The sequence below is a fragment of the Cutibacterium sp. LaCa_89 genome (assembly GCF_058177555.1).
In genome coordinates this window covers 2,214,643-2,230,180 of the sequence record NZ_CP190889.1, presented here as the reverse complement: position 1 = coordinate 2,230,180, position 15,538 = coordinate 2,214,643, and the positions used below count along the sequence as shown (strand labels likewise).

Here is a 15,538-nt window from a genome sequence, read left to right as displayed (position 1 = left end):
GAGGAGGACGGGTGAACACCGGAGTCGACGAAGCCGTGCCGGTGGGCGCGACGTCGTCTGGAGTGGTGGCGTCACCGTCACCGGATCCTGCGCTGCAGGTCAGGTCGTCACAAGTCACGTCCACGGCATGTCGAGTACCCAAACGCCGCCTGAGCCGCAGAATGCGGCGGGAGGGATTGCTCTTCCTGACCTTTGTGGCCCCGAACGCGATCCTCATTGCACTGTTCGTCTACCGACCGTTCTTCCTGAACATCTACTACTCGGCTCTCGACTGGACCCTCGGTTCGGCCAATGCCACTTGGGTCGGGCTGCAGAACTACGTCGAGTTCTTCACTCGCGACGCGGGCACTGTCCTGACGACGACCCTCATCTTCACCGTCGCCACCGTCGGATTCTCCATGCTCATCGGCCTCGGGCTGGCCGTCGTCCTCAACCGTCAACTGGTGGGACGCAACGTCGCCCGAGCCGTCGTCTTCGCACCGTACGTCCTTTCCGGTGTGGGTATCGGCATGGTGTGGATGTTCATCTTCGACCCCGTCACCGGCGTCCTCTCCGCGATTCTGCGGGGAATGCACCTTCCGGTGCCGCAGTGGTTCAACAACCCGCATCTGGCCCTGGCGATGGTCATCATCGTCTACGTCTGGAAGAACCTCGGCTACTGCGCGGTCATCTACCTGGCAGCCCTGCAGGGCATTCCGCGCGACCTGCTCGAGGCGGCAGCACTCGACGGCGCCTCCCGTCGCCGCACCTTCCGCTCGGTGGTCTGGCCGTTGCTGTCCCCGACGACCTTCTTCCTCACCCTGACGACGATGTTGTCCTCCCTGCAGGCCTTCGACATCATCAAGATCATGACCCCGCTGGGTCAGGGCACCTCGACCCTCATGTACTCCTCGTACATCCAGGCTTTCGGGACGTACAACCGCGCCGGTTACTCGGCCGCTCAGTCGACGGTCCTCGTAGTCATCCTGCTCATCCTCACCGTCATCCAGATGCGCTTCCTCGAAAGGCGGGTGCACTACTCGTGAGCTTGAATGCAGCCGTTCGTCGCGCCGACATCCGCCGTTCCCACAAGGTCGACGAGTCGGTCGTGGGGGCCGAGTCCGGTGTCTCCAAGGCCTTCACGGGCTACCTGCCGATGATCCTGGCCGCCCTCATCGTCGTCCTGCCGCTGCTGTGGATGGTGCTGGGATCCTTCAAGACCCCGTCCGAGATCGTCGGCCAGGACGTCGTCTGGTGGCCTCATCACTGGAGTTTCGACGCCTACCGTCAGGCCTCCCGGACCATCGACTTCCCGCAGCTTTTCCTCAACACCGTGATCGTCACCGCCATTGGCGCGACGGTCAAGCTCGTCCTGGCCTGCACCAGCGCCTATGCCTTCGCCTTCCTGCACTTCCCGGGACGCAAGATCATCTTCATCCTGGTTCTCGTTGCCCTCATGGTTCCCGCCCAGGTCTCCCTGGTCCCGAACTACGTCCTCATCTCCCAGCTCGGGGGAGTGAACACCTATTGGGGCATCATTCTCCCCGGCCTGGGTACGGCCTTCGGGACGTTCCTGTTACGTCAGCACTTCCTGTCCTTGCCGGGCGAGGTGATGGAAGCTGCCGAGGTCGATGGTGCAGGCCACATGACCCGGCTGTTCAGGATGGTCATCCCGATGTCAGCTCCCGCGATCGCCACGGTCGGCCTGGTGACGATCGTCGACGAGTGGAACAACTACATCTGGCCGTTGGTCATCACCTCGGACACCTCACGGATGGTGCTCCCGGTGGGGCTCACCGCCTTGCAGGCCGTCGACTCCGACGCCGGCGTCTATCCGATCCTCATGGCTGGTGCCGTGTTCGTCATCCTCCCGGTCCTCCTCATCTTCGTCCTACTCCAGCGATACCTCGTCGCTGGACTCACCCAGGGCGCGGTCAAGTGACCTGCGTCCGCTGGTCCAGTGACGCTGCCGGTCTTCCTTCCGGCGCGAGTTCCCATCCATCCCCATTTCACGTTCGACTCGATCCACAAGGAGAGCATCACCGTGTCCGACCTCAACCCCATCAGCCGTCGTCGGCTGTTGACCATGGCGGCCCTCGGGGCCGGAACCCTGGGCCTGGCCGCGTGCTCGGGCCCCTCCGCCGTCAGCTCCTCCAGCAAGGGAGCCTCCAAGGCTGCCGAGAAGGTTGACTACGCCGACGTCAAGCCCGCCACCGACATCACCTTCTGGACCAACAATCCAGGCGGGTCCGGTGACGTCACCAAGAAGATCTGCGACGACTTCAAGGCGAAGGAAGGGATCTCCGTCAAGATTGTCCCGGCCGGCTCCTCCTATGAGGAGGTTGCGCAGAAGTTCCAGACCGCGCTGACCGGCAAGGACACCCCTGACGTCATCATCGGTTCCGACGTCTGGTGGTTCCGCTACTACATGCAGGACGCCATCGCTCCGCTGGACGACCTGCTCAAGGCTGCCAAGATTGACGTCTCGGCCTACCGCAAGGGGCTCATCGACGACTACCGCTACAAGGACAACCTGTACGCCCTGCCCTTCTCCCGCTCGACCCCGCTGTTCTACTACAACAAGAACCACTTCAAGGCCGCCGGTCTGCCCGACCGCGCTCCGAAGACCTGGGACGAGTGGAGGACCTGGGCCAAGAAGCTGCAGGACGCCAAGACCGGAGCTCAGCACGCCTACCAGTTCCCGTCGGTCACCGACTACGCCGGCTGGACCCTGCAGAACATCCTGTGGGGATACCGCGGTGGCTGGTCCAAGAAGGACTCCTTCGACATCATCTGTGACTCCGACGAGTCCATCAAGGCCCTGACGGTCGTTCGTGACGCGGTCCTCAAGGAGAAGTGGGCCGGAGTCTCCTCCAACGAGTCCACCGACGACATGGCTGCCGGCGCCTGCTCGGCCACCATCGGTTCCACCGGCTCGCTCGTCGGCGTCCAGAAGGCCGTCGGCAACAAGTTCGAGGTCGGCGTCGGGTTCCTGCCCGGTGGACCTGCCGTCGAGAAGCCGGTCTGCCCGACCGGTGGTGCCGGTGTGGCCATCTGCTCTCGCTCCAGCAAGGAGAAGCAGCTGGCCGCCGCCAAGTTCATCGGCTTCCTCACCAATGCCGAGAACACCGTCGATTTCTCCGCTGCCACCGGTTACATGCCGGTCTGCAACGATTCCGACACCTCCAAGCTGCTCAAGGAGAACCCGCTCATCGGTGAGGCCATCAAGCAGCTCGACGCCACCCGTCCGCAGGATTACGCGCGCGTCTTCCTGCCCGGTGGCGATCAGGAGATCGCCAAGGCCATCGCCTCGGTCATCCAGCAGGGTGCTGAGCTGAAGCCGGCCATGACCAAGCTGCGTTCCACCCTCGAGAACATCTACAACACTCAGGTGAAACCCCACCTGTGATCGCGTCTCGACGGCTTCTGAGGCCGCCGCTGTCGCAGCGATGACAATTGGCGACGCCGTGCTGTGAGGTGCGGCGTCGCCGTATTTTGTCGGTGACAAGGGGATTTGGTGGTTGTGACGAGGTGCGTTCCTCTGCTGTCGGCATAGTTGAGTCGATGGAGCTCAACCCTACTTGACTGCGCCGAATGAAGGTCCATACTTGAGTCATAGCAACTCAACTTCAGCGAGGCAGGTAATGGACACCAATCTCACCACAATGAGCCGTGACGCGGTCACCGCCGCCACTCGGCACGCGTTGGCCCACGGGAATCCGTCCGTGGAGCCCTCGCATCTTCTTCATGCTCTTTTCACCATCCCGGACAACACCGTCGGCCCCCTGGTGGCTGGCCTGGGCATCGATCCGCAACGGGTTGACGCCGTCGCAACTACCGCCATGCGCGCCCTGCCGTCGAGCTCGGGGGCATCCGTCGCCCAGCCGCAGCTCTCGGGTGCCCTTGCTCGGGTAATTGCCGACGCACAGAACCGTGCTGAGGCCATGGGTGACTCCTTCGTCGCCACCGAACACCTCCTCATCTCCCTGACGGCGGTTCCCTCCGACGTCCAGAGCGGTCTCGCGGGTCTCGGCCTCAAGCCCGATTCCCTGGCGTCCGCCTTCAACGAGGGGCGTGGTGACCGTCGCGTCACCTCCGAGGAGTCCGAGGGCGGAGAGTCCGCCTTGGCCAAGTACTCCGTCGATCTCACCGAGCGCGCTCGCTCCGGCAAGCTCGACCCAGTCATCGGTCGCGACCAGGAGATCCGTCGCGTCGTCCAGGTCCTGGCGCGACGTACCAAGAACAACCCGGTCCTCATCGGCGAGCCCGGTGTCGGCAAGACCGCCGTCGTCGAGGGGCTGGCCCAGCGAGTGGTGGCCGGGGACGTCCCCGACTCCCTGAAGGGTCGCCGGGTCGTCTCCCTGGACCTGTCCTCGATGGTCGCGGGCGCCAAGTACCGCGGCGAGTTCGAGGAACGTCTCAAGGCCGTCCTCAACGAGATCAAGGAGGCCGAGGGGCACGTCATCACCTTCATCGACGAGCTGCACACCGTCGTCGGTGCCGGAGCTTCTGGCGAAGGCGCGATGGACGCCGGCAATATGCTCAAGCCGATGCTGGCTCGCGGTGAGCTGCGGATGATCGGCGCGACCACCCTTGACGAGTACCGCGAGCACATCGAGAAGGACCCCGCCCTGGAGCGTCGTTTCCAGCAGGTCTTCGTCGGTGAGCCCTCGGTGGAGGACACCATCGCCATCCTGCGTGGTCTGCGGGAGCGCTACGAGGCCCATCACAAGGTACGGATCACCGACGGTGCCCTCGTCGCGGCCGCTAGCCTGTCCAACCGGTACATCACCGCGCGTCAGCTCCCTGACAAGGCCATTGACCTGATTGACGAGGCTGCCTCCCGTCTTCGCATGGAGATCGACTCCTCCCCGGAGGAGATCGACACCCTGCGTCGTGAGGTCGACCGCATGAAGATGGAGATCTTCGCCGTCGAGAAGGAGGAGGACCCGGCCAGCAAGCAGCGTCTGCAGAGGCTGCGCGCCGAGATGGCCGACAAGGAGGAGACCCTGCGTGGGCTCGAGACCCGCTGGGAGGCCGAGAAGGCCAGCCTCAACGAGGTCGGCGAGCTCAAGACCCGCATCGATCAGTTGCGCACCTCCGCCGAGAAGTACCAGCGTGAGGGTGACTTCGGCAAGGCCTCCGAGATCCTCTACGGCCAGATCCCGGCCCTGGAGAAGGAGGCTGAGGCGGCTGACAAGGCCGAGGAGAACGGCTCCCGGATGGTCTCCGAGGAGGTCGGCACCTCCGACATCGCCGAGGTCGTGTCCTCGTGGACCGGCATCCCCGTCGGTCGAATGATGCAGGGCGAGCAGGAGAAGTTGCTCCACATGGAGGAGCGCTTGCACGAACGCCTCATCGGCCAGGAGCGCGCCGTCAAGACGGTGTCGGACGCGGTGCGTCGTTCCCGGGCGGGCATCTCCGACCCGAACCGGCCCACCGGATCCTTCCTCTTCCTCGGACCGACCGGCGTCGGCAAGACCGAGCTGGCCAAGTCCCTGGCCCAGTTCCTCTTCGACGACGAGACCGCCATGGTCCGCATCGACATGAGCGAGTACATGGAGAAACACTCCGTCTCGCGCCTGGTCGGTGCCCCTCCGGGCTACGTCGGATACGAGGAGGGAGGTCAGCTCACCGAGGCCGTGCGGCGTCGTCCATACTCGGTCATCCTCCTCGACGAGGTGGAGAAGGCTCATCCGGACGTCTTCAACATTCTGCTGCAGGTGCTCGATGACGGCCGTCTCACCGACGGTCAGGGTCGTACGGTCGACTTCCGAAACACCATCCTGGTGCTGACGAGCAACCTCGGTAGCCAGTTCCTGTCGGATCCGAACCTCGATGACAAGGCCAAGCACGAGGCCGTCATGAATGCGGTGCGTGCGGCATTCCGTCCCGAGTTCCTGAACCGACTCGACGACGTCGTGATGTTCGACCCGCTCTCCCGTGAGGATCTTGCTCGGATCGTCGAGACGAACCTGGCCAAGTTGAACTCGAGGCTCGCTGATCGCAGGATCACCGTCGAGACCACTGATGCTGCGAAGGAGTGGCTCGCGACTGCGGGATTCGATCCGGTGTACGGTGCCCGACCGCTGCGTCGTCTGATACAGACCACCATCGAGGACCAGCTGGCCCGCAAGGTGCTCGCTGGCGAGGTGGTTGAGGGTGACACCGTGATCTTTGACGGCAACGAGGACAGGGACGGGATTGTCATCCTCTGAAGGTGAGCGTGACAATGTGACCGCGTCGTGACGGGTCAAGGTTCAGACCTCAACCTGCTCGGGTCCGATGTCGCTGGATCCTCCTTCTCGATCTGGCCCCCGGCCTGTGCCGGTTCATCGCCGGAGCAGGCATCGGTGGTGGGTACTCCGCGATTCACTCAACCGGGACCGTGCTACGATTCTGCTGCCGCTCCGGAAGCGCCCTGAGTCTCAGTCGACGTCCCCATCGACGTACATCCAGCGACCAGCGCGACGCTGAAAGCGTGAGACCTCGTGGAGGACGTCATCATGTCCGCCGGAGCGGTAGGTTGCCCGGAACTCCACGACCCCTGTGGTGTCGCCTGGATGGCCGTTCTCGGTCGCGAGGATGGTCAGACCAGTCCATTCGATACCGGTGGAATCGACGACGTTCGGTCTGGTGCGCGGATGCCACGTCGCCCACAGGTGGTTCCACTGACCCAGGACATTGGCGGTGTACCGCGATCTCATGAGGGCCACGGCCGTCTCGGCGCGACGGGGGTCGTCGAGCGCCGGGCGGCAGCACTGGTCGAGAGGGAGTCCTGATCCGCAGGGACATGATGGGGCCATGCCCCAAGCATCCCACCGTCCTGCGAGACGCCAGGAGCCGACCGACTACAGTCATGGCGTCCCCTCATGCGGGGCAGGTACGCGTCGTGGGCGCGCGAAAGGAGAATAATGTCGCACAGGATGATGGCCGGGGCGCTCTTGGCTGCTCTCATCGGGCTGGGCGCCGCAGGATGCTCCGGCACAGCCGGTGTCTACAACAACAGTGAGGATGCCACCAACGGATCGCGGTCCTCAGGCGGTGAGGGCACCCCTGAGGCCCACTCCGGTGCAACCCCGGACCAGAAGTGGACCCATTGCGCGCCCGGATCACGTTCGGCGGACATCGCCTCGATGAAGCCCGACACGAACACTCATCTGACGATCGGGGCCTTCAACGGCTGGGATGAGTCCTGGGCGACCTCCGGCCTCATCAAGCAGGTGCTCGAGAAGGACGGCTACACCGTCACCATCAAGGGATTTGATGCCGGCGTCGGATACCAGGCCACTGCCGGTGGGGGCATCGACCTCATCACCGATTCCTGGCTGCCGGTGACCCAGGCCGGATACATCCGCAAGTACGGCCCGAAGCTGGAGAACCTTGGATGCTGGTACGACAACGCGAAACTCACGATCGCCGTCAACAAGAACTCGCCAGCGCACTCGATCGCCGATCTGAAGACGATGGGCAACTCCTACGGCAACGTCATCTACAGCATCGAGCCGGGAGCCGAGATGACCAAGACCATTGCGAACCAGACGCTGCCGATGTACGGGCTGTCGAACATCACCCTCAAGACCTCCTCGACCCCGGCCATGCTGGCCCAACTCAAGAAGGCCACCAAGGCTGGTAACGACGTCGCCGTGACGCTGTGGCGACCGCACTGGGCCTACGACGCCTATCCGGTGCGCGATCTCGACGATCCCAAGAACGCCATCTCCAACGCCGAGCTCATCTACAGTTTCGGTCGACCCGGGTTCGAGAAGGACCATCCCAAGGCCGCCCAGCTCGTCCGAAACCTCGCGATCGATGACGCTCACCTGTCCAGCTTGGAACACCTCATGGTCGAGACCACGGACAGGGGCGGACAACAGGGCACCGCCATCGCGGCATGGATGAAGAACAACACCGACTGGGTGGATGACTGGCAGGCCGGAAGACTGGGGGATCGGTGAGCTGTCTCGTCCCGGATCGGGACACCCCAGGAGCGTGGATCGTCCGCGTCGGTGGGGCTGATCAGTCATGGATCGACCCTGACGATCCCACTCGGCTCGAGTTCGACTACATGGGACGTATCGCTGATCACCTTGACGTCCACCGTCCAGCGGGGGAGAGGATGCGCGTCATTCACGTCGGTGGGGCGGGAATGTGTCTGGCACGGTACGTGGCGTTCACCCGTCCGACGAGCCCGCAGATCGTCTGTGAGCCGGATACCGAGCTCACCGAGGAAGTGCGGCTCAAGGCCCCGCTTCCGCCTCGTTCCGGGATCAAGGTGCGGCCCGTCGACGGACGCTCTGGGATCGCCGCCATGCGCGAGGACTTCGCTGACGTCGTCATCCTTGATGCCTTTGACGGTGCGAGAGTGCCCGCTGACCTGGTCACCGTCGAGTTCTTCACCGACGTCCTGCGCATCCTGCACGCTGACGGCATCGTCGTGGCGAACCTGGCCGACTCGGCCCCTCTGACCTGGACTAAGAGGGTCGTCAGGGCCGCTGGCGACGTGTTCTCCAATGTCTGTCTGGCCGCAGAGTCGTCGACCCTCAAGGGACGTCGCTACGGCAACATCATCCTGGCGGGCTCGAACGGACCGCTGCACGAGCAGGAACTGGTGCGACGTTGCAGCGGGGCCGCCTTCCCCTTCCGGCTCATCAGCGGGGAAGCCCTGACGAAGCTTCTCGCAGACGCCGCACCGTTCCGTGACGACGACGTCGAGCCCTCTCCAGGGCCACCCCGAGGGGCGACCTTCTTCTCCTGAGACACCCGGACGGCTCTCCCCCGCGTCGGTTTCGGGTGACATGATGGCGGCATGGCCAATTCCGCCCCTGACAGCAAGCCTAAGTACGGCCATGTGCCCTCGTTGCCAGACATGCCATCAGCCATCGTCGTGGCACGGGTCATCGTCATCGGCTTCTCGGTGTTGTGGGCCCTCGTCGTCTGTGGCATGTGGGCAGCCGGGCGCAGCGAGAGTCAGACGACACTTGGTCCGGTCCTGACGTCGTTCGCCCTGGGCATGGATTCGGGAGGTTGGGTGCAGTACCTGCTCATCCCCCTGGCGGGTTGTGTTCTGACTGTGACTATGGGTCGTGGCCATGCCATCGACCGTTATCTGTTCACCGTGCTGTCCTTGGTGTGGATGTGGAGACTCTCGCGAGGCAACGAGTTCATGAGAGGTTTTGACGTCATCGGAGTCATGACGGTGGCTGCCGTGCTGGCGACGGTCTGGAGTGGTCCCGTCAACGCGTGGATCAAGGCCGTCGCGGAACGTGACAAGGTCATTGCCAACCCGCCGGAGGAAGGGTGGCTCGAACCAGGGCAGGGCCAGCCATGGCAGACCGCGGTGGGTGGCAGACGAGTTCGATGAGCGCGAGAGGGGCTGGTCAGCATGATGCTGGCCAGCCCCGCGTCACATTGTGAGCCGAGCGTCACTCGACGCGGGAACGTTCCGCCGACTGAGGTCGGCTGGCCTGGCCCTTGCGGCGGGCCTTGAGCCACTCGAAGAGCATCGGCAGCACCGATACCACGATGATGAGGAGCAGAGCCGCCTCGAAGTTGTTGCGGATGACGGGGATCTGTCCCAGGAAGTAACCGGCCTGCACGGCGATGAGCACCCAGAGGACGCCGCCGATGGCGGTGTAGGTGATGAATTTGCGGAAGTTCATCCGGCCCACGCCGGCGATCATCGTGACGAAAGTACGGACGATCGGCACGAATCGGGCAAGGATGAGGGCCACCGACCCGTGTTTGCGGAAGAAGTCGTGGGTGGTGTCGACGTGCTTGGGCGAGAACACTTTGCCCATGAACCCCTCTCGCTCCCGGAAGAGCTTGGGGCCCACCACGTAGCCGATCCAGTAACCGCAGATGTTTCCGGAAATGGCGCAGATGATGAGGCCGAGGTTGACGACGACGAGGGTCGTTGCCGGGGGCCCGTAATGGACCAGTGGGACGGAGGAGTTGACGCCCACGGCAGCAAACATTCCGAGGGCGAAAAGCAGAGAGTCTCCGGGCATGAAGAACACGGCCAGGCCGCATTCCACGAAGACGATCAGCGCGACGATCCACAGGGCTGCAGCACCGGCGCCCTGGATGATGGCCTGTGGGTCCATCCAGGCGGGGGTGAGCAGGGCAGGGAGGGTCATGAGGAGAGTCGGCATGGGCCAAGACTATCTTTGGTTCGTGTGTGCCCCGACCGATGGCGGCCTCGCAGAGGCCCCCTCACTGCAGATTCCCGGTCAGAAGACGACCACAGTCGTAGGTGTCGGGCCGATGCCCGAACCGTGGCCTGACGACCCAAGACTCGATCGGGAACTGTTGGCATCGGGGGATCGACGCAATGTTATCGATCGTTATCGATACTGGACGATGGAAGCCATCGTCGCTGACCTCGACACCCGACGGTCCCGGTTGCACGTGGCCATCCAGAACTGGGAGCACGACTTCAACATCGGTTCCGTGGTGCGCACCGCAAACGCCTTCAACGTCGCGGCTGTGCACATTCTGGGACGACGACGCTGGAACCGACGCGGTGCGATGGTGACCGATCGGTACTTGCACGTCTATCACCACCCGGACGTCCCCACCTTCCTGGAGTGGCTTGACGAGCACGGCATCACCCCTGTCGGCGTGGACAACCTGCCCGGATCGGTGCCGCTGGAAACGGCAAGACTCCCGCAGGACTGTTGCCTGCTCTTCGGCTCCGAAGGCTCTGGACTGACCGACGAGGTCGTCGCAGGCTGCGACCAGTTGGTGGCCATCACCCAGTACGGGTCAACTCGTTCGATGAATGCCGGAGCCGCTGCCGCGATCGCCATGTACGCCTGGACGACCCAGTGGTGCGAGGCCCCAAACCCACCCACCGACTGAACAGGGAAACCGCGACCCCCTAGGCTCGTGCCATGAGCACACAACCCGCCGAGGACCCAGGACGACTGGTGGTGGCGTTCAATCCAGTGCCGAGTGCCTCCCGGGTTGCCCACCATCACGCGACGAGATTCCGTCTTGCCGTGCAAGCCCTCGTCGTCGTCATCATCGGTGGCCTGCTGTGGGCGTTGACGGCTGACGCCTTTGAACTGTCCACCGTGATGTGGATGTTCGGTGCCTGGGTGGTGCTGTTCCTGGTGCTCTTCGTCATTCAGAATCTGCGCCTGCATGCCGCGCGCAAGGATCTCCTTGACGTCGGGGAAGGGCCAGCCCTCATCGTCGACTCCGACGGTTTGAGCGTGCGACGGATACTGCGCACCGGGGAGGAGGACTTCGCCGCACCGACCATGGACGAGATCAGCTGGAAGGGCATGGCGTCCATCAAGGTGGGTGGGTCGTCCATCGGGTCGGGCCCCGGGCTCGTCGTCCATGCTGACGATGGCCGTCAGTGGGAAGTCCCGCTGTCCTGGCTGGATTGTCCGCCAACAGACATCGACGCCGCAGTCTCAACAGCGTCGGGCGGCCGGGTGTGCGTCGAGCAGGCAGGGGTTGACACCGCCGACTGATGTGCGTTGCGCAGCACCTTTGAGCGTGCTGGAGTCCCGGACTGACATCATCCGGGTGGATGCGGAAGAATGAACTCTCGTCATCGCGAGTTCATACAGGAAGGCGCAATATGCCCATCGCAACACCCGAGGTCTACGGCGAGATGATCGATCGCGCGAAGGAGAAGGGCTTCGCCTACCCGGCCATCAACGTGACCTCCTCCCAGACGCTCAACGCCGCCCTCCAGGGTTTCACCGAGGCTGGCTCCGACGGCATCATCCAGATCTCCACCGGTGGTGCTGAGTACCTGTCGGGTCAGAAGGTCAAGGACATGGTGACCGGCGCGGTTGCTCTCGCCGAGTACGCCCACGTCGTCGCCAAGAACTACCCGATCAACGTGGCCCTGCACACTGACCACTGCCAGAAGGAGAAGCTGGACAAGTACGTCAACCCGCTCATCGCCATCTCGCAGGAGCGCGTCGACAAGGGTCAGGACCCGCTGTTCAACTCCCACATGTGGGATGGCTCGGCCATCGAGGTCGAGGAGAACCTGCAGATCGCCGAGGAGCTGCTCTCTCGCACCTCGAAGGCCAAGCTGATCCTCGAGATCGAGGTCGGCGCTGTTGGTGGCGAGGAGGACGGCGTCACCGGTGAGATCAACGAGAAATTGTACACCACCGTCGCCGACGGCATGCGTACCCTCGAGGTCCTCGGCCTGGGGGAGAAGGGCCGCTACATCACCGCCCTCACCTTCGGCAACGTCCACGGCGCCTACAAGCCCGGCTTCGTCAAGCTGCGTCCGGAGATCCTCAAGGAGATCCAGGACGAGTGCGGCAAGAAGTACGGCAAGGACAAGCCGTTCGACCTCGTCTTCCACGGTGGCTCCGGCTCCACCGCTCAGGAGATCGCTGACGCGGTGTCCTACGGCGTCATCAAGATGAACGTGGACACCGACACCCAGTATGCCTTCTCCCGCCCGGTTGTCGATCACATGTTCTCCAACTACAGCGGCATGCTGAAGATCGACGGTGAGGTCGGCAACAAGAAGATGTACGACCCGCGCTCGTGGGGCAAGAAGGCCGAGGCTGGCATGGCTGCCCGCGTCATCGAGGCCTGTGAGCGTCTTGGCTCGAAGGGCACCTCGGTCAACGCCTGAGTATGCCTGTGCAGAATCCCGGCCAGTCCTATGGTGAGGATTGGCCGGGATTCTTGCGGTCATCGGTGCGATGGCAGTGGTGGAGGTGGAGTGTCGTTGGCCCGCACTGTTGCGTTCCAGTCGACGAGCCACTTTCCATCAACGGAGGTCATGATGACGGTCATGATTGGTTCTGCTGTCGAACGTGAATAGATGTCCGCTGATCGTGTTGGAAGAGGCCCCTCGGAAATAAGGATTCCTTCGTTTGGCCCGGCGTTGTCATCGTGGTAGGCCTTGAAAATGGCTTGGCCCCACTCTTCGGCTTTCCTGGAATGACCATCCCAGCCGGTATTGGGTGCGACGAGGTTCTGAACGCGGCCGTTGTCAATAGCGTCAGGGGTTGATATGGCCTCGGCGAAGTAGGCCGCTATGGCGACATCACTTGGCTGAAGTTCGTCATCGTGATGCTGCACCAGAAGTGTGCCTCCAATCCCGGCGGCAGCGGACATGATAGCACATATCAGATACGTTAGAACAGCTTTGATGTTCATTGATCTCTCCGGTCAGTAGCTGAATTCATGTCAAGTGAAGTGCCCATATTGTCCGTCCCAGGTGGTTCTTTTTCCCAGTTGAATTAACTCTCTTTTGAAGCGCAAAAAATGGTATGTTGTGGGTGTTGGTGCTGTGATAGGTCAGGAGCGGCTGTTTTCCGCTTCTTCCTGTGACGATCATGCTATGATACCACGCACCATTGTATCCGTATTGGACGACGTTTCCGTGCCACATATCGTAGTAGTGCGATGCAAGCCTAGTGCGTTTATTCGCTAACGCGAATGATCGGAATTTTCCGACGTTGACCCATGATGCTGAGGTGTAGTGAGGCCATTTGAGGTAGAACCACGATCTGTCTGTATTCTTCCATGCTAGGTTCCCTGTGTATCCCCAACCAGATGCCTCCATGCATTGAGAGACGAAGTTCGTGCAGTCGCCTCCCCGTCCGGCGCCATCAAAGCGGCGATAGGCGCCGTTGTAGTGCGACCAGTATTTGTTGGCGTATGCGGCTGCTTTGAAACGGCCTGATTTTCCGGCTGATCTTTCGTTTAGCTCCGGATTGGTTCGCGCCTCCATCTCGTATAGTTCGGCAGTTGACGGTGCTGGATCGGGGAGTTCGCCGCGGTGAATATCTTTTTGTGGTGCAAGGATCGCTTGGCGAAGAGGCTCTGGCAATGTGCCGACGTCATCGGATGAGGGGATGATGATGTTTTGGATCTGGGGTCCCTGGAGCGCCAGGATGACGGGAATAGTCTCGACCCAGGTGTGATTGCCGTCGATGGCGTACCGGAGGGTGAGTGTGACTATTTGGAAACGACCTTGGTGGGTGGAAGCATCCTGGCTTCCTGTAAGAACGACTTCGTTGCGTCCTAGGAATTGTCCCAGAACATCCGGTGCCTCAGTGCCAATCGATGTTTGGATGGATGCATAGTCGTTAAGTGACTGTCTTGCCTCAGTTCCGAGTGGCACATCTCTGGCGAGACGATCGATAGCTTTTACGCACCCTCGAATGGCTGAGGTATCATTCGTCTTGCCGAACGAGCTGCGCGTAATTTCGCGCATCGCTTCGGTGATGGCCTCGGCATAGTCGGATGGGCCCGTGAGTGGTTCCCCCGGGGGTGTGTGGGGAACGGGGCTAGCGTCGGCGTTGACGGCATGAGTGGTAGCTATTGAGGTGGCTGCCGCTAGGGCGAGGAAGGTTCTTCTGTGGATGGCCACGGTGTCTTCTTCTGGGCTCGAAGTGTATCCCCATGATGGATCTTGGTAGTATGTAAGAAGAGATTAACATGCGCTGAGTACCGGGTGCTGCGCGATGCTATTGATATGAGGATTTGGGGGTGCGATCACACGTTCCAGCCTGATGAGACGTCGGGTGGCGCACGTCAGTGTGTGGCGCTCCGCGCGGTGTGGTTGCTGTTGAGCCGTCATCTCAATGAGGGCGGTGCTCGAAGCGACCGTGGCGGTGACTCACTCCTCGGTGACGACCGGGGTGTCTCCGGGCCGCGCCCACTCGCTCCACGAGCCGTCATAGATGCCGACGTCCTTGCGTCCGGCCAGGGTTGCGGCCAGCGCGATGACGCAAGCTGTCCACCGGAGCCGCACGTCGCGACGATGGGACGATCGCCCGCGGCATCGTTGACTAGCTGTTGCAAGTCCTCGACGGGGCGAATCCGGCCGTCGTCGATGACTTGGGTGTAAGGCAAGTTCGTTGCCGTCGGCATGTGACCGGCACGCAGCCCGACGCGGGGCTCCGCGACCGTTCCCGCAAACCGCTCGGCGGAGCGGGCATCGACGATGCGAGGAGAGTTCGGGTCATCCGAGGCGGCGATGATGCGTAGTACCTCCTCCTGGTCGACGATGGCGCCGGGGACGGCAGTCAGGCTGACGTTCCCGGGTTTGGGGGTCGGGGTGATCTCGGTCGTCAGGCGTCCGCCAGCGGCCACCCAGCCGGCATTTCCACCTTCCAGGATCGACACATTGTCGAAGCCGCAGGCGTGCATCATCCACCACGGGCGGGTGGAGGCGAAGAGGAACTCGTCCTCGGTGACGACGACGTGGGAGTCATTATTGACGCCCAGCTCGCGCAGTCGTGCCTGGAACTGGGGCACCGATGGCATCGTGTGGGGAAGTCCGGTCGACTGGTCGCTCATGGGGCCGTCGAGATCGAAGGGAAGGGCTCCAGGGACATGCGGCACGCCAGGGCGGCAAGGGGACACATCGACGATGACGATGCGGGCGGCGTCAGAGCTCTCGAGTAGTTCCATGAGGGCCTGCGGATGGACCATGGGAGTGGGGCACAAGGTCTCAGCCATAGTTGCATCATGTCACCGACGATTCCACCCAGAGATATCCTCAACGGGCAATTGATCAGTTGAACACGGTTCAAGTGTGAAAAAGGGGCCCACC

General features: G+C 62.7%; 15 protein-coding genes. 10 read left to right on the top strand and 5 right to left on the bottom strand.

The window, feature by feature from the left end:
• Positions 1-11 precede the first annotated feature (11 nt).
• The 4 genes from ACP8LP_RS10260 (at position 12) to clpB (ending at position 6,197) form a co-directional block, all read left to right on the top strand.
• Complete coding sequence (locus tag ACP8LP_RS10260; RefSeq protein ID WP_252923456.1) at positions 12-1,025, top strand: carbohydrate ABC transporter permease; 1,014 nt, start codon at positions 12-14, stop codon at positions 1,023-1,025.
• The gene (locus tag ACP8LP_RS10255) at positions 1,022-1,921 is read left to right on the top strand and encodes a carbohydrate ABC transporter permease (protein ID WP_004809270.1); all 900 of its coding nucleotides are present in this window, start codon (positions 1,022-1,024) and stop codon (positions 1,919-1,921) included. Before ACP8LP_RS10260 ends, ACP8LP_RS10255 begins: the two co-directional genes overlap by 4 nt.
• A 102-nt stretch (positions 1,922-2,023) precedes the next feature.
• On the top strand, positions 2,024-3,388 hold the full coding sequence (locus ACP8LP_RS10250) for an ABC transporter substrate-binding protein (RefSeq protein ID WP_016666211.1): 1,365 nt from the start codon (positions 2,024-2,026) through the stop codon (positions 3,386-3,388).
• Between the two features lie 235 nt (positions 3,389-3,623).
• A complete protein-coding gene (gene clpB, locus ACP8LP_RS10245) occupies positions 3,624-6,197 on the top strand; it encodes an ATP-dependent chaperone ClpB (protein WP_016666210.1) in 2,574 nt (857 codons plus the stop codon).
• A gap of 210 nt (positions 6,198-6,407) precedes the next feature.
• Here clpB and ACP8LP_RS10240 read toward each other — a convergent pair whose 3' ends face one another.
• Complete coding sequence (locus ACP8LP_RS10240; protein ID WP_256998261.1) at positions 6,408-6,785, bottom strand: YchJ family protein; 378 nt, start codon at positions 6,783-6,785, stop codon at positions 6,408-6,410.
• A gap of 108 nt (positions 6,786-6,893) precedes the next feature.
• Here ACP8LP_RS10240 and ACP8LP_RS10235 point away from each other — a divergent pair, with 108 nt between their 5' ends.
• The 3 genes from ACP8LP_RS10235 to ACP8LP_RS10225 all read left to right on the top strand — a co-directional run bounded on the left by ACP8LP_RS10235 (position 6,894) and on the right by ACP8LP_RS10225 (position 9,343).
• The gene (locus tag ACP8LP_RS10235) at positions 6,894-7,937 is read left to right on the top strand and encodes a glycine betaine ABC transporter substrate-binding protein (RefSeq protein ID WP_016666208.1); all 1,044 of its coding nucleotides are present in this window, start codon (positions 6,894-6,896) and stop codon (positions 7,935-7,937) included.
• The gene (locus tag ACP8LP_RS10230) at positions 7,934-8,737 is read left to right on the top strand and encodes a spermidine synthase (RefSeq protein WP_004809260.1); all 804 of its coding nucleotides are present in this window, start codon (positions 7,934-7,936) and stop codon (positions 8,735-8,737) included. Before ACP8LP_RS10235 ends, ACP8LP_RS10230 begins: the two co-directional genes overlap by 4 nt.
• 111 nt (positions 8,738-8,848) lie before the next feature.
• Positions 8,849-9,343, top strand: coding sequence for a hypothetical protein (locus ACP8LP_RS10225; RefSeq protein WP_174266651.1), 495 nt, complete (start codon positions 8,849-8,851; stop codon positions 9,341-9,343).
• A 61-nt stretch (positions 9,344-9,404) separates the two neighbouring features.
• Here the strand turns inward: ACP8LP_RS10225 and ACP8LP_RS10220 are convergent, their stop codons facing one another.
• Positions 9,405-10,133, bottom strand: coding sequence for a DedA family protein (locus ACP8LP_RS10220; RefSeq protein ID WP_334338409.1), 729 nt, complete (start codon positions 10,131-10,133; stop codon positions 9,405-9,407).
• Between the two features lie 112 nt (positions 10,134-10,245).
• Here ACP8LP_RS10220 and ACP8LP_RS10215 point away from each other — a divergent pair, with 112 nt between their 5' ends.
• The 3 genes from ACP8LP_RS10215 (at position 10,246) to fbaA (ending at position 12,601) form a co-directional block, all read left to right on the top strand.
• The gene (locus ACP8LP_RS10215) at positions 10,246-10,842 is read left to right on the top strand and encodes a TrmH family RNA methyltransferase (protein ID WP_334338419.1); all 597 of its coding nucleotides are present in this window, start codon (positions 10,246-10,248) and stop codon (positions 10,840-10,842) included.
• Positions 10,843-10,982: 140 nt separating this feature from the next.
• The gene (locus ACP8LP_RS10210) at positions 10,983-11,465 is read left to right on the top strand and encodes a hypothetical protein (RefSeq protein ID WP_063279970.1); all 483 of its coding nucleotides are present in this window, start codon (positions 10,983-10,985) and stop codon (positions 11,463-11,465) included.
• A 110-nt stretch (positions 11,466-11,575) separates the two neighbouring features.
• Positions 11,576-12,601, top strand: coding sequence for a class II fructose-bisphosphate aldolase (fbaA, locus tag ACP8LP_RS10205; RefSeq protein ID WP_065673526.1), 1,026 nt, complete (start codon positions 11,576-11,578; stop codon positions 12,599-12,601).
• A gap of 59 nt (positions 12,602-12,660) precedes the next feature.
• Here fbaA and ACP8LP_RS10200 read toward each other — a convergent pair whose 3' ends face one another.
• The 3 genes from ACP8LP_RS10200 to ACP8LP_RS10190 all read right to left on the bottom strand — a co-directional run bounded on the left by ACP8LP_RS10200 (position 12,661) and on the right by ACP8LP_RS10190 (position 15,444).
• A complete protein-coding gene (locus ACP8LP_RS10200; RefSeq protein ID WP_334338418.1) occupies positions 12,661-13,092 on the bottom strand; it encodes a hypothetical protein in 432 nt (143 codons plus the stop codon).
• Between the two features lie 64 nt (positions 13,093-13,156).
• Entirely contained in the window at positions 13,157-14,350 is a 1,194-nt protein-coding gene (locus ACP8LP_RS10195; RefSeq protein ID WP_334338407.1) for an amidase domain-containing protein, read from the bottom strand.
• Between the two features lie 206 nt (positions 14,351-14,556).
• Entirely contained in the window at positions 14,557-15,444 is an 888-nt protein-coding gene (locus ACP8LP_RS10190) for a sulfurtransferase (RefSeq protein ID WP_484483139.1), read from the bottom strand.
• Between the last annotated feature and the right edge of the window lie 94 nt (positions 15,445-15,538).